This is a genomic window from Mucilaginibacter sp. P1_A3 (assembly GCF_056406855.1).
In genome coordinates, this window is record NZ_JBFTZJ010000013.1 from 121223 (window position 1) to 147012 (window position 25790).

General features: G+C 42.0%; 24 protein-coding genes. 11 read left to right on the forward strand and 13 right to left on the reverse strand.

Translation table 11 applies throughout. From position 1 onward, the window contains the following. Positions 1-6: 6 nt before the first annotated feature. The gene (locus AC1D0K_RS25425; RefSeq protein ID WP_477391483.1) at positions 7-693 is read left to right on the forward strand and encodes a peptidoglycan DD-metalloendopeptidase family protein; all 687 of its coding nucleotides are present in this window, start codon (positions 7-9) and stop codon (positions 691-693) included. 702 nt (positions 694-1395) lie between these two features. Then, positions 1396-2070 (forward strand): energy transducer TonB family protein, encoded by a 675-nt coding sequence (locus AC1D0K_RS25430; protein WP_477391484.1) that lies wholly within the window; start codon positions 1396-1398, stop codon positions 2068-2070. 48 nt (positions 2071-2118) lie between these two features. On the opposite strand, the gene AC1D0K_RS25435 is transcribed toward AC1D0K_RS25430, so the two are convergent. Beyond that, on the reverse strand, positions 2119-2316 hold the full coding sequence (locus AC1D0K_RS25435) for a hypothetical protein (protein ID WP_295716814.1): 198 nt from the start codon (positions 2314-2316) through the stop codon (positions 2119-2121). 197 nt (positions 2317-2513) lie between these two features. Next, positions 2514-3008, reverse strand: a complete 495-nt coding sequence (locus tag AC1D0K_RS25440) for a thioredoxin family protein (RefSeq protein ID WP_295716816.1) — start codon at positions 3006-3008, stop codon at positions 2514-2516. A gap of 542 nt (positions 3009-3550) precedes the next feature. Here AC1D0K_RS25440 and AC1D0K_RS25445 point away from each other — a divergent pair. The 3 genes from AC1D0K_RS25445 to gldD all read left to right on the forward strand — a co-directional run bounded on the left by AC1D0K_RS25445 (position 3551) and on the right by gldD (position 5872). Further along, a complete protein-coding gene (locus AC1D0K_RS25445) occupies positions 3551-4312 on the forward strand; it encodes a phosphosulfolactate synthase (RefSeq protein WP_295716818.1) in 762 nt (253 codons plus the stop codon). A gap of 184 nt (positions 4313-4496) precedes the next feature. After that, entirely contained in the window at positions 4497-5297 is an 801-nt protein-coding gene (locus AC1D0K_RS25450) for a shikimate dehydrogenase family protein (protein ID WP_477391485.1), read from the forward strand. Continuing rightward, positions 5294-5872, forward strand: coding sequence for a gliding motility lipoprotein GldD (gldD, locus tag AC1D0K_RS25455; protein ID WP_477391486.1), 579 nt, complete (start codon positions 5294-5296; stop codon positions 5870-5872). Before AC1D0K_RS25450 ends, gldD begins: the two co-directional genes overlap by 4 nt. 245 nt (positions 5873-6117) lie before the next feature. Here the strand turns inward: gldD and AC1D0K_RS25460 are convergent, their stop codons facing one another. Then, positions 6118-8097 carry an alpha-ketoacid dehydrogenase subunit alpha/beta gene (locus tag AC1D0K_RS25460; RefSeq protein WP_477391487.1) on the reverse strand — a complete coding sequence of 660 codons (1980 nt, stop codon included), beginning with the start codon at positions 8095-8097 and terminating at the stop codon, positions 6118-6120. A 105-nt stretch (positions 8098-8202) separates the two neighbouring features. On the opposite strand from AC1D0K_RS25460, the gene AC1D0K_RS25465 reads away from it, so the two are divergent. Beyond that, positions 8203-9054, forward strand: a complete 852-nt coding sequence (locus tag AC1D0K_RS25465) for a DUF4198 domain-containing protein (RefSeq protein ID WP_477391488.1) — start codon at positions 8203-8205, stop codon at positions 9052-9054. Positions 9055-9292: 238 nt separating this feature from the next. On the opposite strand, the gene AC1D0K_RS25470 is transcribed toward AC1D0K_RS25465, so the two are convergent. Both AC1D0K_RS25470 and AC1D0K_RS25475 read right to left on the reverse strand, forming a co-directional pair. Then, positions 9293-11194, reverse strand: coding sequence for a beta-N-acetylhexosaminidase (locus AC1D0K_RS25470; protein ID WP_477442224.1), 1902 nt, complete (start codon positions 11192-11194; stop codon positions 9293-9295). A gap of 155 nt (positions 11195-11349) precedes the next feature. Further along, complete coding sequence (locus AC1D0K_RS25475; protein WP_295716830.1) at positions 11350-12264, reverse strand: hypothetical protein; 915 nt, start codon at positions 12262-12264, stop codon at positions 11350-11352. Between the two features lie 348 nt (positions 12265-12612). Here AC1D0K_RS25475 and AC1D0K_RS25480 point away from each other — a divergent pair, with 348 nt between their 5' ends. Continuing rightward, entirely contained in the window at positions 12613-14184 is a 1572-nt protein-coding gene (locus AC1D0K_RS25480; protein ID WP_295716831.1) for a glycoside hydrolase family 10-like protein, read from the forward strand. A gap of 3 nt (positions 14185-14187) precedes the next feature. Here AC1D0K_RS25480 and AC1D0K_RS25485 read toward each other — a convergent pair whose 3' ends face one another. The 5 genes from AC1D0K_RS25485 to AC1D0K_RS25505 form a co-directional block, all read right to left on the reverse strand. Beyond that, on the reverse strand, positions 14188-14937 hold the full coding sequence (locus tag AC1D0K_RS25485; protein ID WP_477391490.1) for an SDR family NAD(P)-dependent oxidoreductase: 750 nt from the start codon (positions 14935-14937) through the stop codon (positions 14188-14190). A 2-nt stretch (positions 14938-14939) separates the two neighbouring features. Then, entirely contained in the window at positions 14940-15728 is a 789-nt protein-coding gene (locus AC1D0K_RS25490; protein WP_477391491.1) for a DUF1835 domain-containing protein, read from the reverse strand. A gap of 103 nt (positions 15729-15831) precedes the next feature. Next, entirely contained in the window at positions 15832-16899 is a 1068-nt protein-coding gene (locus AC1D0K_RS25495) for an SGNH/GDSL hydrolase family protein (protein WP_477391492.1), read from the reverse strand. 196 nt (positions 16900-17095) lie between these two features. Continuing rightward, the gene (locus AC1D0K_RS25500) at positions 17096-17815 is read right to left on the reverse strand and encodes a DUF6515 family protein (protein WP_477391523.1); all 720 of its coding nucleotides are present in this window, start codon (positions 17813-17815) and stop codon (positions 17096-17098) included. Between the two features lie 556 nt (positions 17816-18371). Then, positions 18372-18944 carry a thiamine diphosphokinase gene (locus AC1D0K_RS25505; RefSeq protein WP_477391493.1) on the reverse strand — a complete coding sequence of 191 codons (573 nt, stop codon included), beginning with the start codon at positions 18942-18944 and terminating at the stop codon, positions 18372-18374. Positions 18945-19127: 183 nt separating this feature from the next. Between AC1D0K_RS25505 and AC1D0K_RS25510 the strand changes: the two genes are divergently transcribed. After that, positions 19128-20285, forward strand: coding sequence for an FAD-dependent oxidoreductase (locus AC1D0K_RS25510; protein ID WP_477391494.1), 1158 nt, complete (start codon positions 19128-19130; stop codon positions 20283-20285). Between the two features lie 74 nt (positions 20286-20359). Here AC1D0K_RS25510 and AC1D0K_RS25515 read toward each other — a convergent pair whose 3' ends face one another. From AC1D0K_RS25515 to AC1D0K_RS25525, 3 genes are read right to left on the reverse strand one after another with little or no spacing between them, the layout of a single operon-like run. Next, positions 20360-21664: a leucine-rich repeat domain-containing protein gene (locus AC1D0K_RS25515; RefSeq protein ID WP_477391495.1), complete on the reverse strand. Its 1305-nt coding sequence runs from the start codon at positions 21662-21664 to the stop codon at positions 20360-20362. A gap of 13 nt (positions 21665-21677) precedes the next feature. Further along, entirely contained in the window at positions 21678-22640 is a 963-nt protein-coding gene (locus tag AC1D0K_RS25520) for an AAA family ATPase (protein WP_295716844.1), read from the reverse strand. A gap of 10 nt (positions 22641-22650) precedes the next feature. Continuing rightward, positions 22651-24093, reverse strand: coding sequence for a peptidylprolyl isomerase (locus tag AC1D0K_RS25525; protein ID WP_295716846.1), 1443 nt, complete (start codon positions 24091-24093; stop codon positions 22651-22653). Positions 24094-24272: 179 nt separating this feature from the next. Between AC1D0K_RS25525 and AC1D0K_RS25530 the strand changes: the two genes are divergently transcribed. From AC1D0K_RS25530 to AC1D0K_RS25540, 3 genes are all read left to right on the forward strand, one after another. Next, the gene (locus tag AC1D0K_RS25530) at positions 24273-24860 is read left to right on the forward strand and encodes a hypothetical protein (RefSeq protein ID WP_477391496.1); all 588 of its coding nucleotides are present in this window, start codon (positions 24273-24275) and stop codon (positions 24858-24860) included. A gap of 6 nt (positions 24861-24866) precedes the next feature. Further along, a complete protein-coding gene (locus AC1D0K_RS25535; protein ID WP_477391497.1) occupies positions 24867-25109 on the forward strand; it encodes a hypothetical protein in 243 nt (80 codons plus the stop codon). A 64-nt stretch (positions 25110-25173) separates the two neighbouring features. After that, positions 25174-25749 carry a non-canonical purine NTP diphosphatase gene (locus tag AC1D0K_RS25540; protein ID WP_477391498.1) on the forward strand — a complete coding sequence of 192 codons (576 nt, stop codon included), beginning with the start codon at positions 25174-25176 and terminating at the stop codon, positions 25747-25749. The last annotated feature ends 41 nt before the right edge of the window (positions 25750-25790 follow it).

A 25790-nucleotide genomic window follows, 5' to 3' on the forward strand; every position in this document is an offset into this window, starting at 1 on the left:
ATCCCGATGGATCATCATGAACAGCTTCATAGTTATTTAAAAAACCACCCGGATGCCATTGGCAGGGTGGTTGATTATAATGCCGGCACCGACCGGCTTTTTTTGTTAGATTTTACTGCTGCCAACACAGAACTAACTACGGATATTATTGCCGATACCCAAAAGTTTACGGATTGGGTAAACGACAAACTGAAAGCAAATAACTGCCGCTACGGAATTGGTGGTTATATGGAACATCGCACTATTTATGCGGTAAGTGCCCATTTTGATACCGAAGATGAGCCCCGCCGTTTGCATTTAGGCGTTGATATCTGGGGCCCTGAAGGCACACCCATTTATACTCCCTTTGATGGCAAGGTGCATAGTTTTCAGGATAACAATAACCTGGGCGATTACGGGCCGTGTATTATTTTAGAGCACAACCTGAGCGGCTTAACGCTGTATAGTCTTTACGGCCACCTGAGCCGCAAAAGCCTGGAAGGATTGGCCGTTGGGAAGCCTTTTAAAAAAGATGAGCAAATAGCCAGCCTTGGCGATAATACGGAGAACGGCCAATGGCCGCCACATTTGCATTTTCAGCTGATGTTTGATATGGAAGGGAAGTTTGGTGACTATCCCGGTGTATGTAAATATTCGGAGATGGAAAAGTATAGGACGAATGTGCCCGATGCGGGATTGGTGCTGGGGTTTTAGCCCCCTGGCCCCCTGAAGGGGGAGCTTAGCGTACACAAGTAAAAAGAGCAGTCTGCACCAATAGGTGCAACCTGTTTGTAGAAAGGATATACCGATTAACTTTGCCTCGTTAGAGGCTACCTTTCAATAGCAATGTTATTTACCTTGTTAATTAGGGGGCACTTACCTTTTTTATTTACTGTTTATAACTAATAAAAGGGGCAGTCTGCACCGTAAGGAGCTACCTGTTTGTAGAAAACATATGCGATTACCTCTGCCTCGTAGAGGCTACCCCCTAAATAGCACTGTTATTTACCCGAACAATTGGGGTTGCACCTACGGAGCAAAGCTTGATTGTTGTTCAAAATTGCTACAAACAGGTAGCTCCTGACGGAGCATACTTACATGCGTACACATCATAACTGTTCGGAAGAAATAAAAAAGGCGGTCATGCCGATGCAGATCGGCATCTCATTTGCAAAGCAACCCCTGTGCTGGCTTCGAATTATCTATAAAAAAGTCAACCTTTCTGATGGGGTGCTGAAATAAATTCAGCATGACTTGTTGTTTTTTAAGAAATTATACGATAAGCAACGTGCATAGCATAATGATTACCGGTTCTGTAAGGTGGCGAAATAAATCCGGCCTGAATCAGCATAAATAACGCTATAACAATTCCACATCCCCAATCATTATCCCCGTTTTATTGTCGATATTTATACTATGATAAGGCACTTGCTCATCGGTATAATAGCACTAACTACGGTGTTTGCTGCAAAAGCTCAGCCTGCTTTTAAAGGTGGGCAAAATGCGCTTGATAACTTCCTGCAGTCAAAAATTATTTATCCCGAGTATTCCCGGCAAAATTGCATTTCGGGTACTGTTACTGTGGCTTTCAAACTGGATAAGACTGGTAACGTGATGGAGGCCAGGGTACAAAACGGACCCGGTATCGATCTGGATGATGAAGCCTTAAGAGTGATCAGGTTAACATCGGGCCAATGGATAATTCCGGCTGATTATAGTTCAGCTACTTACCTGGTTCAACCTATACGCTTTGATCCCGACCCAACACGTTGCAACTCATCATCGGCAAATGATGTGCAGGCAGCTATTGCCAATTATAGGAGCAGGCAGGAGCTGGAAAATGCGGTTACCAATTATTATATTAATAAATATCAGGGTAAGGCCGATCCATCTAAAGAATCACTCATCATTGCCCTAAAAAAACAGTTGGGATTTGATGACGAATTGGTGGGCGATTTGCTTAGCCAGGCTAATGAAAAGCTAGAACAAGGGGTTAAGGAAGGCGCTTGTACCGATTGGAACTTTATCCGCAATATTGGCAGCGATAGGGCCGATAGTTTTATTGAAAAATATTGCAGTAAAAAGCCTTAACCAAATTATAATTCGATTAAGGCTTTTTGATTGCTTGCAGAATAAAAATCAGGCAGTTAAGCTTACCAGCTCAACTTCTTTAATGGCCAGCAACATAAGGCGGCCCTGGTATTCAACCCAAACATCGGCAAAACCGTTACCATCATAACCTAAAAACTTCATGAAGGGGTTGCTAATGTTGAGGTTTTTCCACCTTTTACCAATGTACTTAAGTAACTGACCACTTTTTAATGTTGTGTTTGCCATAAGTTTTAATTTTTAAAGTGTGAAACAATGAACTAAGTTAATTAACATTTGCGAAAATATTTAACCCGTAGAAAATAAATTTTCTTTTGTATCTGGTTTATTACAGCAAAGAAAACAGTATTAAATTGCTGTTACGCTATGATAAAACCAATGCCAAAAGGGTAATGTTTTGTTTGTTAGTGCTTTATCGGTAAATGTTATTTTGCTTTGGTATAGCTTTTGGGGTCGAGCGCACCGGGCGACCAACCTTTAAAAAAATCTAATATTTTGTCCTTACTGTAACCTTTTCCCTCTTCCAGGTATTCGGAGTTTTGCGTGTGGAGGCGCGTTCCTTTACCATCGAGCACAATAAAAACCGGGAACCCAAATCGTTGAGGATAGCCTAGTTTGGCTAAGGCCTCTTCGTTCTCGTTTTCCTTGCTGTAATTTACATGTAAAACAATATAGTTGGCATTAAGGTATTTATCCAGCGTGGTGTCTTTGGTTACCAGGTCATTAAAGCGGATACACCAGCTGCACCAGTTGCCGCCTATTTGTAAAAGTACATTTTTATGTTGCGTTGATGCTTGTTTAACAGCAGCTGCAATATCTGCTTTGGCATCGGCCGATGGATTGTAAAGATGAGGCTTCTCCTGTGCCCTTACAGCCAAAGAAAATGCGGAGATCAATATTAAAAAAAGCAATTTTTTCATAAGTGGAAAAATATTTTTTTCGCTGCTGTATCAGCAATAAACCGGCGTAGATATGTAAGATGAACAAATTACAGGTTTAAGTTAGAGAATTATTTATAATAATTCAACAAGATTGGTCAAATACAGGTACTTGTAAACACAATGTGGAAAACTTCCAAATTGAATGGTAACTGAAGAGTAATATTTTTGATATAGAATACCCTAACAACACCCCGATTATTATCGGAAACTTAGGGACGATATGTGAAAGCGCTTATTTAAAATTGAGTTTTTTCAGTTATAAATAGTTAATATGTGTTAAGCCCCGCCCAATGCGGGGCTTTTTTTGGCTCTGTGCCGGGATTTTACCTGGTAAAATATTTTTCAATAACAGCGTCTTTACATTAAAATCATCCACACGTTAATTTGCATACTAACACCTCCCGAAAGTTTTCACATAGGCTTATCTAAGATTTAACATTTACATTATTTATCCTTTGCTTTTTTTTTACGACATTTGCGCCGTTAGAACTTTTAGTTATAGGCTATAACCAATAATTTATATGAATTATACCATCAATAATTTACCCGACCGTACAACTAAACCCCGTGATAAAGGCATTACCATGGTGATGGATAAAGGTTTAAGTTTGAGGCAGGTGGAAGATTTTATTGAGGTTGGTGGTACACATGCCGATATTATTAAGTTGGGCTGGGCCACCTCATACGTGACCCCTAACCTAAACGAAAAAATAAAGCTATACAGAGAAGCAGGCATTCCGGTTTATTTTGGAGGCACTTTGTTTGAAGCATTCATTGTACGTAACCAGTTTGATGATTATTGCCGTTTGCTTGATAAATACCAGATGGAGCATTGCGAAGTATCAGACGGATCGATCACTATTGAACATGATGTTAAATGTGAGTACATCCGTAAACTGGCAAAGCAGGTTACCGTTATATCAGAAGTTGGGTCAAAAGATGTGCAAAAAATATTTGCGCCATACAAATGGATAAAACTGATGAACGCCGAAATTGAAGCGGGTTCATGGAAGGTGATTGCTGAAGCCCGCGAAAGTGGCAACGTGGGGATCTATCGTGATTCGGGAGAGGTGAGGCAGGGCTTGGTTGATGAGATCCTTACCCAGATACCCGAAGAGATGATAATATGGGAAGCCCCCCAAAAGGCGCAGCAGGTTTGGTTTATCAAATTAATTGGTGCCAACGTAAGTTTAGGTAATATTGCCCCGGCCGATATTATCCCGCTGGAAACATTACGCCTGGGTATCCGGAGCGATACTTTTGATCATTTTCTGAGCTTATAATTAACCTTATCATACAGTGCCAAAGCCTTCGGATGAAAATTCAGAGGCTTTTTTTATGCCTTTTAAACCAATAATTAATACTCCATGTTTAGTTACAATAGTCTATTATAATTTTGGATATGGCAGTTACCGTTTCTGTGTATATCTTTAGGCATTCATTTTAGGGGATAACAAATTATAATACATGAAACATTACGGGCTGATAGGTTTTCCACTTTCGCACTCCTTTTCAAAAAAGTATTTTACCGAGAAATTTAAAACCGAGGGCATTGAAGATGCGGTTTATGACCTATACCCGCTTGAGCATATCAAGGATCTTCAGGATCTGCTGGACGAGAACCCTAACCTGGTAGGTCTTAATATCACCATTCCGCATAAGGTTTCAATTATACCATTTCTGGATTGGATAGAGCACGATGCCCGTACAGCCGGAGCCGTAAATTGCATCTGCATTAGTGCGGAAAGTCCGCTACAGGCGGCTTTTACCGGCGAAGTTGGTGTACAAGGTCACGATTTCAGGCTTGAAGGTTATAATACAGATTTGTATGGTTTTGAGATGTCGATAAAGCCACTCATCAATGATACTAATGACGAGGCATTGGTATTGGGTGATGGCGGCGCGGCAAAAGCAGTAAAATGTGTGTTGGAGAATATGGGCATCACTTATAAAACGGTAACCCGCAAACCGCACCCCGATCACTTGCTATTCAGCGATTTGAAACCGCATCACATAAAGAAACATAAGATCATCATCAATACCACACCATTGGGTACCGCCCCTAATATTGATGAGTGCCCGCCTATTCCTTATGAAGCTATTACTGATGAACATTTACTGTACGATCTGATATACAATCCGGAAGAAACCCTGTTTTTGAAACGCGGGCGTGAGCAGGGAGCGGCCACAAAAAATGGTTACGAAATGCTGGTATTACAGGCAGAGAAATCCTGGGAAATATGGAATACTAAAGATTTGCGCGCATGAGATATGCCGGTTTATTAGTTGTGGTGTTGTTATTGTTTGCTGCCTGCGGTGGCAATCATGACTATTCGCCCAAGCCGCGGGGTTATTTTCGCATAAAATTCCCGAAAAAGGAATACCAGGATTATACCGCAGGCTGCCCTTACACATTTAGCTACCCTAAATATGCGTTCATTGAGCCAGATTTGAGCAGAAATGCCAAGCCATGTTGGGTTAACATGCAGTTTCCTCAATTTAACGCCACCTTGCATTTAAGCTATCAGCCGGTTACTTCAAAAAAAGAATACAATCAACTGGTGGAGGATGCACGCACCTTCGCTTTTAAACATACAGTAAAAGCAACCTCTATTGATGAGGGCATAATGGCCTATCCCGAGCGCAAGGTTTATGGTATTTATTATACCATTGATGGTAATTCGGCTTCATCTGTGCAGTTTTTCTTAACAGATAGTACAAAAAACTATCTCCGCGGCGCACTTTATTTTAACTCTGAACCAAAGCTGGATTCCATTCAGCCGGCACTTAATTTTGTTAAGAAAGATCTGGAGGTGTTGATTAAGAGTTTAAAATGGAAGTAGGAGGAAAGGGCTAAAGATTTAAGAGCAAAGATTACCCAGAGAAATACAACCCCGGACTCTGAAGGAGAATTGACATTTTAAACGGTTTGTCATCCTGAGGAACGAAGTATCTATTCGCAGACTTTACAGGGCGAATAAGCATGGCGAATAACAGATCCTTCACTGCGTTCAGGATGACAAAAAGGGTTTTGCAAATATGGCAGATTCTTCGCCATCACAAATATGCAAGGCTCTTCTTACTCCACTTAATACCCCAACAACTTCTCCACCGTTTCCCCTAACCTTGCCTTCGCCAAAAACTGGTCTTCCAGGGCTTTGTTCATCGGTATAGCGGTATCAAGGCTGCCGCAGCGCATTACAGGGGCATCAAGGTATTTAAAGCAATGCTCGGCAACGTGGGCCGCTATTTCGGCACCGAAGCCGCTGGTAAGGGTATCCTCATGCAGTATCAATGCGCGACCAGTTTTTTGTACGCTTTTTTCAACTGCTTCTTTATCCCATGGCAACAGGCTGCGCAGGTCAATGATCTCTAAAGATTGATCCGGGTGCTTAGCCGCGTACTCCAGGGCCCAGTGTACACCCAAGCCGAAAGTAACAATGGTGGCTTGTTCGCCTTGCTGTACAATATTGGCTTTGCCTATTTCTATCAATATATCATTATCCGGTACTTCGCCGCTGATGCTCCGGTACAGGTATTTATGTTCAAAATAAATCACCGGGTTGGGGTCGTCAATAGAGGCCAGCAATAATCCTTTAGCATCTGCAGGGAAGGCCGGGTAAACAACCTTTAGTCCGGGTGTTTTGGTAAACCAGGCCTCATTACTTTGCGAGTGAAAGGGACCCGCTCCTGTGCCTGCGCCTGTAGGCATCCGTACTACCATATCCACTGCCTGTGCCCAGCGGTAATGCGTTTTGGCCAGGTTATTAATGATTTGGTTAAAGCCGCAGGTTACAAAATCGGCAAATTGCATTTCAACAATAGCCTTGTAGCCGTTTAGCGCCAGGCCCATACCCGCGCCCACAATGCCCGATTCGCAAATGGGCGTATTACGCACCCGGTCTTTTCCAAACTCTTCAACAAAGCCCTGGGTAATTTTAAAAGCGCCGCCATACTCGGCAATGTCCTGCCCCATGATCACCAGGTTGGGGTGCTTGCGCATGCCCTGCCGCAAACCATCACTTATAGCATCAATATAACGCTTGCTGGTTGCTGGCGTAGCCGATGGCTGATTTGCCGGGAATTGATATGACCGGTACATATCAGCAATCTCGGTTTCCACATCCGGAATAATATCGGCCTCGCTATAAACCTTTTCAAACTCTGACTCGATAAGCGCCGTAAATTCTTTTTTGATGATCGGGATCCAGTTTGGCAGCAATATGCCTTCGTTCAATAAATATTTTTCAAAATTGGCCAGCGGATCTTTGGCGCCCCACCACTCAAACAAGTTTTGCGGAACATATTTTGTCCCTGATGCTTCCTCGTGCCCGCGCATCCTGAAGGTCATGCATTCCAGCAAAACCGGGCGGGGATTTTCGCGGATGCTATTTTTAATATGGGTTATAGTATGGTATACCTCCAAAATGTTATTACCATCAATACGGCGACCTTCCATGCCGTAGCCGATGGCCTTATCAACCAGCTGGCTGCAATGGTATTGTTCGTTTGTTGGGGTCGATAGGCCGTAACCATTGTTTTCTACCAGGAAAATAACGGGTAGATTCCAAACCGCGGCAATATTAAGCGCCTCATGGAAATCACCTTCGCTGGTAGCCCCCTCGCCGGTAAATACCAGGGTTACTTTCTTTTGATTGGATAGTTTATCAGCCAGCGCAATACCGTCTGCAAGGGCCAGTTGAGGCCCCAGGTGAGATATCATCCCGATGATCTTATAATCCTGCGTGCCAAAATGGAAAGAGCGATCGCGGCCCTTGGTAAAGCCCGATGGTTTGCCCTGCCATTGTGCCATTAAACGCGAAAGGGGAATATCCCTTGTTGTAAAAACGCCCAGGTTACGATGCATGGGCAAAATGTACTCATCGGCCTCCATGGCTAATGTGCTGCCTACCGCAATGGCTTCCTGGCCAATTCCTGAAAACCATTTGCCAATACGGCCTTGCCTTAATAAGATCAGCATTTTCTCTTCAACCAGGCGCGGAAGCAACAATTTTTTGTAAAAAGATACTAAAGTGTCGGTATCAAGGTTTTTACGATCGAAAATCATAATGTAAAACTACTGAAGTTTTTAAATGGGGAAGCCCTCAACAAGGCTAAAAAATAATATTTTCGAGTTAAACTTTGTATGTTTGGTAATCCTAACAAAGAACTTATGAAACGAATTGGATTTTTACTATTGGTGGTGTTGTTGCTCATTGGTTTTGCGGCCTCTTCTCAAGATTATTTTTTATTACCCGGTAACTTCTATATGAAAAAGGGCGATAAGCTCAATCTGCATTTATTAAGCGGGAATGAATTTGTGAAAGAAGGTGAATACAAGTATGAAAGCGGGAAGATATCCAAATTTGTATTGTACGAGGGCAAGAAACAAACTGATTTAAGTAAGTCTCCTAAAGATACATCAGCCAATATTTTAAACTATAAACTGGAGAGCGCTGGTTTAGCCATGGTAGAGGTGGTTAAAAGTGAAAGCGTAGAATCGGAAAGGAATAAGTTTTTAAAATACCTCAATAGTGAGGGACTTGATAAAATTGCCGAAGATGCAAAAAGCAATAACCAGCAATATTTTGTAGAAAAATCCACACGTTATTTAAAAACGCTTATTGCTGTTGATAAACCGAATGACAGAGATTTTGACAAACCATTGAACGAGGATTACGAAATTATTATCAAACAAAATCCCTACAGATCTGATTACGGTGATGATGTAACAGGCGAGGTGCTTTTTCACGGAAAACCATTAAAGGATGCCGTAGTTATTCTGTATGTTAAAACCATCAACGGTAATGTTTTTTCTCAAAAACTGAGCGCTGACGCGGGCGGGCTTATTTACTTTAAACTAAGCCGGGAAGGAATCTATATGTTAAGTTCGGTACATATAGAGGCATCCAAAGATAAAAAGGCCGATTTTGAAAGCTGGGGCACTACCTACACTTTTGCCTTTACCAATAATGGCACCATGCCCGATACCTACAGGGAATTTGGGTTTGGAAACAAACATTGATTTGTTGGAGCAAGGATTTTTGGAGCAAGGAGCAAGGGTTTTTGGATAAAGGATCGCGGGTTCAATTGCTAATGGCGGGGACATTGCTTATATAAAAACAGGAAAGCCTTTCGGTTCATACCCGAAAGGCTTTCTTGTTTGTAATCTTTATAGTTTTTAAAGTGGCTTAGGATATAGCAGGATCATAAACTCATTGCTTCCGTATCTATATATCCTTGTTCCTTGCTCCAAAAATCCTTTATTTAATCTTTTTTGCCAGATCAGTCAATGGCATGGTAACCATACGGCCAATAGGTTTTTTACCCCGGTAGGTTATTACTTTCAGCATCGTTGCATCCTTAGGCGCATCTATTGGGCTGGTATACTTAGGGTAAAAATTATCGGGCAATGAGTTATCAAAGCTGTAATAAGTTTCTAATCCCGGTGCCTCATTGGTTAAAGTGATCTTTAATGTACTATCGGGATTGCGGATAGCGCTAAATGAGGGATCATAAACACTTGGCGCATATTTGGTTTCAGATTCATCAAGTCGTTCAAATTGTTTTTCTACCTTCCCGAAAAAGTAATTCCAATTCTTTTTTTCCCTTGGCGACCATACCGATTCGGCAATAGCCATACCTCTTGGCCAGGTCATATACTCCGCTTGACGCATGTTGTAAACCTGCTCTGTCCATAAATTGGCCTGCCCGCCTTTTATCAGTTTGGCATCTACACCTTCGGGTACAGGTTCAAATTCATAAGTTTTATTCAGGCGCAACTTAGCGTAAACATGGGTCTCGTTCACGTCGCTTTGCATGTAATCAAGGTAAGCAAAAGTAGTTGGGCTCATTACTACATCATGCCCCATTTTAGCTGCTTCAATGCCTCCTTGGATACCTCTCCAGCTCATTACCGCGGCATTGGGGCCTAAGCCACCTTCCAGGATCTCATCCCAACCCATGAATTTTTTACCCTTTGATTCAACTATTTTTTCCAAACGTTTTTCAAAATAGCTTTGTACTTCCTGTTGGGTTTTCAGGTTTTCTTTAACCATTAATGCTTTAACGGCCTCGCTTTGTTCCCAAAAGTTTTTGGCACACTCATCGCCACCCATGTGGATGTATGGGAAAGGGAAAAGCTGGGCTACTTCGGTTACAACCTTATCTAAAAACTCGTATACGTTTTCGTTGGCGGGGCATAATGTGTTATCAACAATAGCGGTGTTGTGCTGGCCTTCCCATTTCATAAAGGGCTCACCAGAGTTTACTACGTATTTATCGGCACCGGGCGTACATGATAATTCTGGATAGGCGGCAACAGCAGCAAGGCTATGGCCAGGTACATCAATCTCTGGCAGGATATTTACAAAGCGGTCTTTTGCGTATTGTACCAGGTCTTTAATATCTTCCTGGGTGTAAAAGCCACCATAGGTACGGGGCTCATCTGGCGAGGGCTGGCTGAAAGTGCCAAACTGCCCAACTTTTTTAATATTATGAGCACCAACCGTGGTAAGTTTTGGCAGGCTTTTAATTTCAACCCGCCAGCCTTCATCATCGGTTAAATGCAGGTGCAGCAGGTTAAGCTTGTATTTAACCATGGCATCTATATACTGCTCAACCTCGGCTTTGGTAAAAAAGTGGCGCGATACATCAAACATCAAGCCTCTCCAGCTAAACCTGGGGTAATCGGTTATCTCAACGGCAGGGGCTGTCCACTTAACACCCTTTGCCAGTTCTTTGCCTTCAATCTCTTTTGGTAATAGCTGGATAAAGGTTTGCAAGCCATAAAATAACCCTGCGGCTTCATTTGCCCTTATTACCACCTTTTTTGCTGTTACTGATAAATAATAGCCTTCTGATTTTAAAAGGGTATCCACCTTTTTATTAAGTACAAGTTTGATTGATGCGGTGGGCGCTACACTTTTAGTAGTTACCGTTATACCTGCGGCGGTATTTAACTTGTTTTTAAGATAGCTGATTACCGGACTTAGCTCGGGCTGTTTGCCGGCCTCAACAATAACTGTTTTGGGTAAAATGAAATTACCTGTTTTTTTAATAACCTTAACAGGTTCTGGAATAATAGATAAGCCATTATTGGTCACCTGGCCCAATGATAATAGATGCAGGCTACAGCAACATAGCAACAGGGATAGTTTTTTCATACTTGAATTTGGTTTGTACAGAATACTTAATTGGAACGTTATGCAAATTAAACTTTTTAAAGAATATTAAAAAGTTTGTATTGAAAAAATATTGTTACAACAAAAAGCCCCGCTTCGTATTACGAAACGGGGCCTTGCATATTTAATTAAGCTGTTTATTTAAGCGTAAAACCTGTTTTACCCATTGTGCTGCCATCGGCATACAGCAATACGGTATAGGTGCCTTTTACAAATGGAGGCGTTGGATTAACCCAATCAATGGTATACTCGGTACCGTCATCCTTAAAATCAATAGATGTTTTATAGGTGTATTGCAGGTCTGCGTTATCGGCAGTGAAAGTTCCGCCATCAGGTGCGGTGATCAGGTTGCCTGTTGGATCAATGATGCGTACATAAATATCATGCAGTGCTTTTGTAGCCAAAGTGTTGCTGGCAACAGTAAAATTGATCTTGATTTTTTTTGCTGGCCCGGCACGGGTAACGTCAACCTCTTTGCCGCTGCCTTTAATTTTGTAGGCTACTATATTTGATGTAGCCAGCTTTATGGCTTGTGCTACTTTTACTTTAGCATCAAGGTCCTGATTTTGTTTCTGAAGGGTATCGGCCTTTTTAGCAACAGTTGCCAGGTTGCTTTTTAAGGTATCCCGTTCGGTTGCTAACGTTGCGTTTTGTTTATGCAGCTCTTCAATATCAGCTGTATATTTAGTTACAAAGTACCGGAGTTGTTTAACATCTTCCTCGGCTTTTACCAATTCGACCCTGGTAAGTTTCCCTTTTGCCAGCTGGGTTCTTAATACCTGGATCTTTGCCTTTAACGAATCATTTTTTGCGATTAACTCTTTCGACATTTTGGCCTTGCCAGCGGTTACCTGATCAACCTGGGCCTCAAGGCTGTCAAGATCAGCTTTTAACCTTGTTTGTTCATCCTGTTGGGTGACTATCCGCACATCCGATTTGTTTTTTTGGAGGTACAGGTACACATCGGTACCCAATAAAGCCAGTACCACCACAATAAGAAAGTAAATTACGTTTGAATTTTTTTTAGGTGGTTGCCCAGATTGATTTTCCATAGCAATTAAATGTTTAAAGTTTAAATACAGTTTTAAGTAGAAAGCTATTTTAAAAAAAACTTCTGTTTAACTGTGGTGTTTAGTTTACAAGCATATCTATATTAATTGATATTACTTGTTTTTATTACAATTTTAAGTGTTGTTTAAAAGTATTTACACAACGCTATTAAACGTAAAAAGGTTTAAAATATGATTTTTTTTAAAAATTGAGATTTTAAAATGGCGTTGGTAAAGGATAAAAATAAGTACAATAAGCCAAAATCGCAATATGGGGGCAAATTTATATAGTATAATAAAACCCCTACCATATGAGTTTTATATCTTTGCATCTTTAATTAATTAGGTTTAATGCATATATACCGCCCGTTTTTACTATTGATAGCCACCCTGTTTATTGTTATAAGCGTTAAGGCACAACCGGCTGAACCAACAAATGCGCCTGTAGCAGCTAAGACCGAACCCAAACGCGAATTTAGAGGGGTGTGGGTAGCAACCGTAGTAAACATCGACTGGCCAACCAGTGCCAAATTCACATCCGAAAAGCAAAAGCAACAACTGATTGATATATTAAACTCGCACCAGGAAACCGGCATTAATGCCATTATGCTACAGGTAAGGCCTGCTGCCGATGCTTTTTACGCGAAAAGTCGCGAGCCCTGGTCAAAATATTTAACGGGCAAACAGGGACAGGGACCCAGCCCTGCATATGACCCGCTGGAGTTTGCTATTACCGAAGCCCACAAACGCGGAATGGAACTGCATGCCTGGTTTAATCCTTACAGAGCAACTTTTGATGGTAATTTTGCGGCACTTAGTCCGCAGCATATTACTAAAATAAAGCCGGAGTGGTTTTTTACCTATGGCGGTATCAAAACATTTAATCCCGGGTTGCCGGAAGTGCGCGATTATATTGTCCAGGTGATATTGGATGTGGTTGATAATTATGATATCGACGGCGTACATATGGATGATTATTTTTATCCATACCCTATTGCCGGGCAAAAAATAAACGATGACGCCTCCTATGCCAAATACGGCGAAGGATATGATAATGTAAAAGATTGGCGCCGTCATAATGTCGATTTGTTAATAAAGATGATTGGCGATAGCGTGCATGCGCATGACCCGGACATTAAATTTGGTGTAAGCCCATTTGGCATCTGGGCTAATAAATCGCAGAATGACGAGGGATCTGAAACAAATGGAGGATCATCCTATTATGAAAACTACGCCGACTCACGCGAGTGGATCAAAGAAGGGTGGGTTGATTATATAAACCCGCAATTGTACTGGCCTATAGGCAACCGGGCGGCAGCTTTTGATAAATTGTTAAACTGGTGGAGCGATAATACCTTCGGCCGGCATTTGTACATAGGGCAGGCGGCTTACCGCATTAATGAGCGTAAAACAGCAGCCTTTAAAAACCCCGGCCAGGTGCCCGAACAGATCAACATGATCAGGAATAATCCGCGGGTGCAGGGAAGTGTTTATTTCAGCTCCAGTTCGCTTACCAATAATCCGCTTGGTATTACCGATTCTTTGCGGAACAATTATTACAGGTACCCGGCGTTGCCCCCGGTTATGCTTTGGCGCGATTCTGTTGCCCCTAATGCCCCGCAAAATGTTACCGTCCGGCCGATTGTAAATAAAAACAGCGTTATGGTAAAGTGGCTTACACCTACGCTTGCTAAGGATGAAGAAGCGGTATATGGCTACGTGATATACCGGTTTGAGAATGATAATGAGAAAATAAATATCGACGACCCTAAAAACATCCTGAAGATCATCTACAATACTAACCTTACCTATGAGGATAATACGGTTCAAAAAGGCAAGACGTATTTTTATGTAGTGACGGCACTTGACAGAATGAAGAATGAGAGTGAACGATCGCCTACCATAGCGGTCACGGTACCTTAATGTTTAGCTGTTCATTATAGCTCCGCAGTTGATATCCAGGCTTTGGCCGGTTATGCTTTGCTGGCTTAGCAGGTATGCAACCAGGTTAGCAACCTCTTCGGGCTGGCTCATGCGTTTTAGGGGTACGCTTTGCATGGCTATTTCATAAAACTCCTGTTTGCTGATGCCAATGCCATCTGCAATACCCTGCAATCCGTTTTGCGACATTTCTGTGTCAACCCAACCGGGGCAAATAGCATTTACCAATATTTGTTGTGGGGCAAACTGTATTGCCCATGAACGCATCAGCCCAAGTAACCCCGCTTTTGATGCACAGTAGGCCGAATAATTGGCCACACCCAATCTGGCCAATACCGATGAAGTAATGAGGATATGTTTATTATTCCCTGATGCTTGCAGGGCAGGTAAAAAAGTATTTACAAAGTTGTAGGTGCCGGTAAGGTTAGTGTTAATAATATCTCCCCACCGGTCATCGTTGCCCCAGTAATTTTCGCCGCCAATGCCAGAGTTGGCTACAAGGCCGTTTACAGCTGTATCTCCTAATTGCTTCAGTGCATTAGCTAAGCTTTCCTTATTGGCTATATCTGCAATAAGGATCAGGTGCTCTCCTTTGGGTAGGGTTGATAAAGTTTCTTGCAGCTTATCGGCATTGCGGCCAAGTAAAACACAATTGTGACCATCATTAGCCAGTTTTTGAGTGATGGCTTTGCCTATGCCACTGCCGGCGCCGCTGATAATATAGGTGTTAGTCATTATTATAGTTCAATAAGTTGCTTTTGTTTAAGGCGGTTAAGATAAATATCAATTTCCGAATCGCCCATACCATAAATTTTTTCTGTGGACCAAAAGGCCTGGTATATTTCAATTTTGGTTTTGATGCCGCTGTTATAAATATCCAATAGCGTTTGTTCTATATAATTCAGGCCGTCGGTATTGGTTCGTAGCCTTTTTATATGGGCTTGCAGGGCAGGCTTAAGCAGGTGCAATATTCCCCAAAACGAGTTTTCATCAAGCCATAGCTGCAGATCATCAGGATTGCCATTTACATACAATGGCCAGGCCTCGGCGGCAAGTTCAAATTCCCATTCACTTAGCTGCTCCCTGCTGTCATAAAGGTCTTCCATCTGATCGCCGTTTAACTCACCCATCCCCCTAAAATCATCTATTCCCGGATAACATGCCGGGCAAATAAGGTATACCGCTGGCAATGACATATTGGTTTGCTGATTTAACATTTGCATCACCCCCAATAGATTTACCTGGCAATGCAGGTCGAACTCAAACCAGAGGTTAATCTCGTCATAAGATCCATTCAACTTGCCCAGTTCTTCAATCATTTTATGCTGATAATCTTCAACAGGCTCATTAAATGTTTTACTGATCCATTCGGAGCGCGCTGTCCAGAAACTTGCCGATGAAATATTTTCCTGCAATGGCCCCTCGGATAATACTTCGCGCCAAACCATTACATCGCCATCAAGCCCGGTTTGATTGAAACCGTATAATGTAGAATCGCCATTAAGGATATGTAGAATATTGCTCATAGATGCCTTATTTATTACAAAGCAACGTGTTTTATGATTGTTTGGGTATGGGTTTGTAAAATAAAACTCTGCACGCTCTAAATCTCTCGGGTTGACCGGTTTATTACCATCCCTTCAGCTTTTTTAAATAGGCTGTTAATTCAGCGGCAATAAGCTGGTGTTCGTCAAGATCGGGATGGGTGCCGCAGCCGTTATAATACCTGCGCGAGAAAAAGTATTTATATACCTTTTTATCGCCGTTGGCATTCGCATAGGCTGTAATTGCTTTAATATAACGTTGCAGGGCATCTGTTAGCTTGCCATCTGCCATTGGGCTGGTTAGGCAAACAATATCGGCCCTGGGGTATCTTTGCCTTATAGTACCAATAAATTGAAGGTACGCGCCGCAATACAAGGCCGAGTCCTGTACGCCATCATTTTGCCCCAGGCAAATAGTAACCAAATCTGGCTGATAGCGCTTAAAATCCCATGCTATGGAATCATTGCGGAGGTATACTTTATCAAATACCTGTGGCATAACTACGTTCATATTGCAACAGCTATGTACAAGGCCAATACCGGCTACAGAAGTAAGCTGCCAGTCGGCATTTAAATTACGCGATGTGGTTGGTCCGTAGCTCATATAGGCGTTGTGCTGATCGTACCATTCGCCTTTATCGCAAGGTACTACTGATTGATCCATGCCTGCACCACTGGTGATTGAATCGCCGATGTACTCTATTTTATGCTTTGCCTTTGATGTTGCTAACAGCTTGTTGCAGCGGATGCCAAGGAAATCAATAAACCCGATCATTGATTCGGTGTCTTTACAGATCAACACAGTGTGTATACCTTCATCCAATCCATCGGCTATAGTGATCACATTGGTTTTGCCGGTGGTTTGTATACGATAAGGTTTTTTGTTATCAACGGCAATCTCCAGGTAGTTATGGCTTTTGCCATACATCTCCTGATCGTTAATAAGTAACTGGCATTTACGACCTCTAAAGCGCACCTTGATATATACACCAGGCGACCACATCCTTGGCCTTAATGGGTTCGACAGATCAACCCTGCCAACGTACTGAATGAGGGGATTATCGGCCCGGTACAGCGTGAGGGAATCGGCCGGCGATGCCTGCGCGCTTATTGACAATATAATAATAAGGAATAAAGCTGTTAAATATTTCATGCTCGGTAATATGCAATGGGGTATGGTAAAAATAGCTATTTACCGGGTATGCCATTAATACTTTTATAGCGTTTAATGAGCCCCAATTAAATAACAGGATGTTCCGCCGAATTGCTCAGTATTGGCCCATAACAAAGCAGGCCGCTTCATTACTGAAACAGCCTGCGCCTGCATAAAAAAAATTGAATTGAATTTATTATTGTTGATCCGGCTCGTCAGATGGTGTACCTACAATTTTGTAAACGGTATCACCATTATTATTTTTACTTTCCTGATAGTAATAACCATCGGGAGAAACAAACAGCTTTTCGCCATTGATCTTTATTTTTCTACAATCATCAGGTAACTGGTTAACAATATCACCTATTTGCGGGCCTTGCTGAACATCGCCATTGCCGCCATTATCGGTATTTAACTCGCCATCTTTACCTGCAATTACATAAACCTGTGTACCATCATCTTTGGTATATGGTTGATAGTATACACCGTTTGATTCATAGTATTGCTCGCCATTAATGCTGATAGACTTGGCATCTGATGGCAGGTTTTTAACTTCGGCACCTATAGGTGGTTCAACAACAGTATATTGATCATTATATTGACGGTAGTATAAACCATCGCTATAGTAATATTGATAATCGCCGTACCAGAATGGATAATAGCCGAAAGGCAAAAACCCTATGCTGAAACCAATACGTGGATAATAGTATGAGTTATAATAGTTGTGATATGGGTAGTATCCATGGCTTCCAAAATATCCGCCACGGCCGCCATACCGGTAACCATTTGCATAAACCCTGTTGCCGTATCCGTTAGCGCCATTGTAGTAAGAACCACGGCCGCCATTATAAGCGCGCCTGTCAACACTGTTATAGCTACGGGTACCGCTGTAAACGCGTTGTCCGCCCCCGTTCATGCTACTGCGTTGAGGAGCTACAGCTACGCTATTTGTCCTGTTGCCATAGCCACGCTGAGGGGCTACATTTACGTTACCACGGGTTACATTACCATTGCCGCTAAAGCCACGGGATACCGGGGCTATAGCTGACCGCTGACCACTGCCGCCGCCACCATTAAATGAAGGACGGGCAACACCTACGTTGCCGCCACCTGAAGAACGGGAAACGCCAACACTTCCGCCGCCACCGCCGCCAGATCTTGAACCGCCGCCACCGCTGCTGCTTCCGCCGCCACCGCCGCCTCTATGCTGTGCATTTGCTGTAAAAGCTAAAGGCAAGCTCAACAGGCCTGCTATAGCGAATGAAAATAAATTTTTATATGTCCTTTTCATGATCGAAAGTTTTTTAACTGTTCAGCAGGTATTTTGCTGATGATATAAGTATAGACTAAAGAATGTTTAAACGGTTTAATTGATATTTAATAATTATTTACAACATAATACAAAAAGCACACCAATATAAATTTCACCTTAACAACAACCCTAAAAAGCCGTTTTTATTACACTGCGCTTATCAATTTAAAGCCTCCGCAATCAGTAAAAAAGGCTCTTCAAACTGCAGGCTAAAAAAACCATCACCGGTGGTTTTATAAATCCCGTGCCCGGTGTTTTGCAAGCCTTTGTATTGCAGTGTATTAGGTAATGTTAATAACTCAATTTGCTCGCAGGCCGGTTTCCATTTGCTGAAGCCCGATGTAACGGGATAAATTTTTTGCCGGTTGTTAAAAATAACCAGGTTAATTTTATCAGCATAGGGCAAAAAATCGTCTAATGCCAACTCGTCAGTAATAATGTTCACCGCCGGATAGCTATTAGCCGTAAGGAACTTTAATGCTGTAACGGCAAGGCTATCATTTGCCGCCGGTATCAGCTTGATATCCGATTGCTGGATCACCTCATCTCCATAGCTAACTATCCAATCTACCTTGATCCCAAAACTGTTTAGCTTTTCGGCAGTATCGGGTATCGTGATCACTGTTGGGCTCCACTCCAGTAGTTGGCCCAGCAGTTCTTCCTCAAAATTATCTATCCCCAGCACCAGTAATGCAGGCTCCTGTTTTTCGCGAACAATATGATGGGATGACATTTGATAAAGTTATGGGGAATAAATGAATATTTAATGAAATGAGGTGTATGGAAAATGTTAAATTATAATATTTAACATTTCAGGTTTTTTATGGAAGGAGAATAAAATTTAAAGTATTTTCTTTTCTCAATCGTCTTAATAAGCATAACGCGTAAGATGATTGAGAAAACTAATATTTAAAATATGTTAATTGAAAACAAAAAAATATCAATTGTAGGTGGTGGCCCCGGCGGATTAACACTTGCTCGGCTTTTACAAATGAACGGTGCAGATGTGAAAGTATATGAAAGAGACTTAAATAAGAATGTACGGGTGCAGGGTGGTGCTCTTGACCTTCACGAGGAATCTGGATTAGCAGCTTTAAAAAAAGCTGGTTTAATGGAGGCCTTTAAAGCCAATTACAGACCAGGAGCAGACAAAATCCGCATCGTAGATTATAAGGCAAATATTGTGTTTGATCAACACGTATATGAAACAGTTGAAGCATTCGGAAATGAATGGTTTAGGCCAGAAATTGACCGGGGCCCGTTAAGGGATATTTTGTTAGCATCATTAGAACCGGGCACTGTGGTTTGGGACAGCCATATTGTATCACTTGAGCCGGTTAATGATTCCTGGAAGCTTGAGTTTCAAGATGGCAAATCAGCTATGGCAGATATTGTAATTGCGGCGGATGGGGCTAATTCTAAAATTCGTTCATACATAACTGCCGTAAAGCCTTTTTATGTAGGCATCACAATGGTAGAGGGATTTGTAAGCGATTCGGAAAAAATAACGCCGAAAATTCACGAACTGCTTAAGGGCGGGAAAATTTTTGCTTTTGGAAATGAGAAATCTTTAATTGTAAGTTCAAAAGGCGATGGTAGCCTGGGATTTGCTACAGGTTGTAAAACGGATGAATTTTGGTTTCGTGAAAGTGGAATAGATTTTAAAGACAATGTAGAAATGCTGACCTGGTTTAAAAAGGAATTTTCTGAATGGGGCGGTGTTTGGTTGGAATTGTTTGAAAATGATAAAATAAGTTTTATTGTAAGGCCGCAATATTGTATGCCCTTAGATCAAAGCTGGGAAACAATACCCAATATAACCATGCTGGGCGATGCCGCCCATTGGATGCCACCTTATGCCGGAGAAGGTGTAAATATGGCTATGTTGGATGCGTTGGAATTAAGCGAATGTTTAACCAATCCGGCATTTACTAATATGCAAAAGGCTATTGCAAGCTATGAAAAACAAATGTGCGCAAGATTTGCTGATGTTGGAAGGATAACGCTGGAATCAACCGCATCATTACACTCGGCCAATGCGATAAAGAATATGTTGGCAATGTTTGAGCAATAGAGAAATATCTCCCCCGGTTACCATAAAAGCCGGGGGACAAGTATTTGTTGGTTAAAGCCCAATTTTAGATAATCTCATTGTAATTGCAGTAATTGATGTTCCAAGAATCGAAAGCCCGGTCTGGATGAAACATCTGCTGCCATACAAGCATCCCTGATACCGGCGATCTTTATTAAATTTTCATCGCTTTTTGCTTCATCATTAAGGCTAAGCAGATCATCAAGCAGGCAGCCATAAGCTCTTACTTCAAGCCGCTCAAGTGCTGATGCTATTTTGCTATCTGTTTTATTGTAAAAGGTAGCGGCCCCAAAATCGCCAAATAAAGTATTTCCTTCATCATCTATTAAGGTATTATGGGTGTACATATCACCGTGCATAATGCCTCTATCATGTAATTGAACGGCAACTGAGGCAATGGTACGGGCTATTTTAAGTATTTGCAGAACAGAAAGGGCCATATTTTCCTTAAAAACATCCCTGGTGCAACTTTGCAGGCTGGGGGGTAAGCCGAGGTTATAAAAAAATGAGGGGATCAAACGCATAACTAAACCTTGTTTACCTTCGGGATGGGCTGTTATCTGGCCAATTAGTTTTACCAATCCGTGATGAACTCCTGCGGTAATACAGGCATCCATCTCATCTTCCGGCAATCCATCGCTGGTGACTGAGCCTTTAAAGGTTTTTACGGCTACTTCTTCTATTTGGCCCGCCAGTTGCCTGGTTGCCTTGGATATAATGCCCGATGCGCCTTCTCCAAGCTTATAATTGATCTCCAAATCACGCCAGTTAATCAAAACAAGTGGTTTCACAATAGGTTTTTCGCTAAAAGGGTTTCCTGAAAATGCCAGCCACGATAATTTCGGCATTTGTAAAAGCCACTCGGGCATACTACTTAGCTTATTGGCCGAGATTCGTAAAAGCTCCAGGTTACTACAGTTACTAAGTTCTTTGGGTAACGTTGTCAACCTATTACCGGCAAGCATTAACTTTTGCATCCTTGTGCAATTGCCTATATCGGCCGGTAGTTTTGTAATGTTGTTATTAGTAAGTATCAGCCAGCGCAGATTGGGGTTAAGGGATCTTGCCGGTACAGTTGTTATTTGGTTTGCTTTAAATCCAACAATATCCAGCAGCGGACAATCGGCTAAAACTTCGGGTAATATGGTGAATGAGTTTTCTGAGCAGAAAAGTGTCTTCAGCTTTTTAAGCCGGCCAAAATCTGCGGGTAATGAGCTAAGGTTATTCCGCGAAAGATCAAGCGTTTCCAGCGTATCTGCCAGTTCAAATATTTCTTCCGGAAAAGAAGAAAGCCCTTCGGCGAGCGACAACGAAACGGCTCCTTTTAGTTCGCCGTTTTGTAGCTGTAATAATGTTTGCATGGGTAAGGTTCAGTTAAAACAACCCCTCAATAATGTCAGCAGCCGATAGTCCTTCTGCTTCGGCATGGTAGCTGCGTACAATGCGGTGGGTTAAAATAGGTTTGGCAACGGCCTGTACATCTTCAATATCGGGCGAGTATTTGCCGTTGATAACAGCATGGCATTTGGCGCCCAAAACTAAAAACTGTGATGCGCGCGGACCAGCACCCCAGGTAAGTAAACGGTTGATGTGTGGTGTGGCAAACTCGGTATTGGGGCGGGTTTTTGATACCAGCTTTACGGCGTATTCCATCACATGATCGGTAACCGGGATGTTGCGCACCAGTTGCTGAAAGTAAGTGATCTGCTCGGCGTTCAGTATTTTTTTAACGTCCACCTTTAATGTGCTTGTGGTGTTTTTAACAACCTGCAATTCCTCTTTAAATGAGGGATAATCTAATGCAACGTTAAACATAAATCTGTCAAGCTGTGCCTCGGGCAGGGGATAGGTTCCTTCCTGCTCAATGGGGTTTTGGGTAGCCAGTACAAAAAAAGGTTTTGCAAGCTTATGTGTTATACCGGCGGCGGTAACCGCTTTTTCCTGCATGGCTTCCAGTAAGGCAGCCTGTGTTTTTGGCGGGGTACGGTTTATTTCATCGGCCAGGATGATGTTACTGAAAACGGGGCCGGGTATAAATTTAAAATTCCTGTCTTCGCCTAAAATTTCTGAGCCGATGATGTCTGATGGCATCAGATCGGGTGTAAACTGGATGCGTTTAAAATCCAGGTCGAGTACCTGCGATACGGTTTGCACCAGCAGGGTTTTAGCAAGGCCGGGTACGCCTACCAGTAAACAATGCCCGTTGCTGAAAATAGATATCAGCACAAATTTTACCACCTCGTCCTGCCCAATGATTACTTTTCCAATTTCGGATCGTATTTGCTGGTAAGCAAGCTTTAAAGCATCGGCTGCTTCAACATCAGAACGGTGTGGCATAGATTGGGTGTTATTTAGTTTGGGCGCTTGTACTTGTTGGTGTTGTTACCCATTTTTTCAGGATATCGCAGGTTTGGTATTCCTTGTCAATTTTGATAAAAGTTTCCTTGCGGCGTTTATCAAACCATTTGTTTACCGTTTTGCTGTTTTTATCCTCAAAAGCAAACTCCTTTAATTTAGGGAAATCCTGCGCCAGGTTTGCCTTGTGCGCATCGGTAGCTGATTTCAAATATAAAATTTTGTAACTCTTTTTGCCATCGGCGCCGGTAAACAAATCGGGTTTTGAAATGCTGCCAACTTTCATGGTATCAATAGTAAGTGCAACTTTAGGGTCAAGCTTATCGGTAGGGATAAAGGTTGAGCGGTTTTGCACGTTTTCGGCATTTAGCATCATACCGCCATTGAATTTGGTTTCCTTATCATCTGAGTAATAGGCTGCAGCAGCCGAAAAGTCGAATGTTTTTTTGTTTGCCAGTATCAGCGTATAAATGCTATCAGCTTTGGTTTTAGCTCTATCCAAACTGGCCTGGGTTATGGCCGGCGAGATTAATATGTGCCTTACGTGTACCTGCTCTCCGCGGCGCTCAATAACCTGTAAAAAGTGAAATCCAAAATCGGTTTCAAATACGGGTGATAGTTGCCCTGCTTTAAGTTTAAAAGCGTTGGCGGTAAACTCTTTTACAAATATGGTACGATCGGCAAAACCAAGGTCGCCACCCTCAACTGCAGATTGTGGATCCTGTGAGTAAAGCCTTGCTAAAGTGCCAAAGTCTTCTCCTTTTTTAACCCTGGCCAGCAGTTCTTCGGCCTTTTGCTTGTATAATTCTTTTTCTTCTTTATTCAATTTGGGCTGAAAAACTATCTCACCAATCTCTACCTCTTTATTAAAAGATGGTAAACTATCTTTCGGAATGGTATTGAAATAATCTTTAACATCCTGAGGGGTAACATTCAGTTTTTCGGTAATTTTTGACTGCATTTTTTGAGCAATCATTTGCTCTTTCATGTCGGGGCGTATTTCATCCTTATATTGGATAAGTGAACGGCCTAAAAAACCTTCCAGTTTATCCTGGCCTCCGGCACGTTGCATCATTTCGCGCATACGGCGGTCAACACTGGCGTCAATATCATCGTCTTTAACATCAATACTATCAATAATAGCTTGTTGGGCCAACAGTTTTTGAGTTAATAATGATTGCAGTATGCGGCACTTCATATCCGGGTTTGGCTGCATGCCCTGTACCAGATATTGGGCGTATTGTTGTTCAATATCGGATAGTAGTATGGGGCTGTTACCAACAATGGCTGCAATTTTATCCAGCGTTTTGCCTGGTGTTCTTGCTGTGGTAGTAGTATCGGCCTTTGCAGTTTTGGCCGAATCTGCTTTTACCTGTGCCCTGGTAACTGATATAATAGAAATAAAACTTAAAACTAATAACCCTAACTTTCTCATGTAATGCTTATGTACTAAATAAAACGGATTAAATGCATCCGTTAAAACTTCAAATTTCGGTAAAATTTATTAATTATAGCTGTACAATTAATTTCAATAAAACACAGTTTGCTATAATTGTGCTAATATGGTTATAATGCTTGAAACCGTTTAACTACTTTTGGTTAAAATTTGTTAAAGTGAAAGTTGAAAACCCGGTTGCCCTGCGCTTTATTTTACAGGATGAGCTTTATCTGCTAAATACCGATAAGCTACTATATGAAAATATAGCTGTGGCCGCACCAATAGCGGAGGAAGTCACGCCTATAATTAGGGAGGCGATGCCAGTAGCCAGGCAACCTGAACCGGTAATTGCAGCGTTACAACCCGAAGTAAAAACGCTGCCCGTTAGTTTTAATTATCTGGGGAAAAATTTAAAGAGCTTTCTGGTGCTGGTGCATTACCCCGATTTGGAATTTATTGATGAGGCGCACTTAACCGCGCTTACCAGTATCATTAAAAGAAAGGACCTTGCTGTTGATGATTTGGCCATTGTTAACTTGGCTAAGCAGGTGAATACTCATTATGATGAATTGCTGAAATTTTTTAAGCCCGCAAAATTGTTGGTATTGGGAAATAAAGCCCTGCCACAAGGTATTCCGCCATTGGTATTAAATACCCCCAAATCATTAGGCGGCTTTACCGGCCTTTATAGTTTTGCCTTTGGCGATATGATGGACAGTGTTGATCATAAAAAAGCCTTTTGGGAACAAATGAAAACACTATAACTGGTTATGAACGATCACAGTGAGTTTAATAAAGAGATCATAGATATTTTGACTAAGTATGCGGAAGAAAACCCTGCTCAGCGCTTTGGTCAAATTCTGTTTAACTTGGACATCAATCAGTTTAACGATAAACTTGATCCCTCAAAAAGCAATTACCTTTTGCGGGATATATACAATGATTTAAGTGAAGGTATTCTTGAAAGAGTTAAAGAAAGAATCAGCACGATGAGGAGTAAATACCCTAAGTGAAGCTTATTCTTCTCAACCATAAATAATTAAAAATCCTTTGTCTGATAGTCCTTACATCCCAAAAATGAAATTAGTATTCGCAACCAATAACCGCCATAAGCTTGATGAGGTAGCCGCCAAAATAGATGGTAAAATTGACCTGCGCACCCTTAATGATATTGGCTGCTATGATGATATTGAAGAAACAGGCACTACTTTTAAACAGAACGCTTCGATAAAAAGCCAGTTTATTTATAAAAAATATAACCTGGACTGTTTTGGGGATGACAGCGGCCTGGAGATAGATGCCCTTAATGGCGAGCCCGGAGTATATTCTGCACGTTACGCGGGCGAGCATGGTAACCATGCTGCTAATATTAAAAAGGTTTTGGATAACCTGGAAGGCGAAACCAACCGCAAGGCCCGTTTCCGCACGGTAATATCGCTGATCTGGAACGGAGAGGAGCATTTTTTTGACGGCACGGTAGAGGGCAGTATTCGCACCGAGCCCAGTGGTAGTGATGGTTTTGGATACGACCCCATATTTGAGCCGGATGGTTACAATATCACCTTTGCCGAAATGAGCATGGATGCGAAAAATCAAATCAGTCACCGCGCTAAGGCGATGGAACTACTGGTTAATTTTTTAAGCACCAGGTAGAATATTAAGCTATGATTAATTTTCATGTAACCTTTACGCTA